Origin of the sequence: Tannerella forsythia, assembly GCF_003860135.1 — a bacterium.
Taxonomy (GTDB): Bacteria; Bacteroidota; Bacteroidia; order Bacteroidales; family Tannerellaceae; genus Tannerella; species Tannerella forsythia_A.
The window spans coordinates 1-355 of the sequence record NZ_RQYN01000176.1; the positions used below are offsets into that span (position 1 = coordinate 1).

Below are 355 nucleotides of genomic sequence, written 5' to 3' on the forward strand. Positions count from 1 at the left end.
CTTGATTGTCGCTACCGGCGGTTTTTCCTATTTTGACAATGCAAAGCAGGTTTCCCGTTTCATCGGGATATGCCCGACATACCAACAATCCGGAACTTCCGTACATATCAAAGGTGGGATAAACCGGAATGGGGATGCGAACCTGCGTTCATTGCTTTATGTCGCCTCATGGTCTGCCTTACGCGCAAACACAACCTGTAAAGAATGCTACGCACGGTTGAAGGCCCATGGAAAGCCGTCCAAAGTGGCTCTTATTGCTGTTGCTAACAAACTCGTCAGACAAGCATTTGCCGTAATTAAATCAGATTCTCCTTATGTGGATGGTTTTGTTTCTGCCTATCAAACAAAATAAGAG

General features: G+C 45.6%; 1 protein-coding gene. It reads left to right on the plus strand.

Translation table 11 applies throughout. The features are described from left to right. A partial coding sequence (locus EII41_RS13850) for a transposase (protein WP_148091778.1) occupies positions 1 to 352 on the plus strand: 352 nt, incomplete at its 5' end. Between the last annotated feature and the right edge of the window lie 3 nt (positions 353 to 355).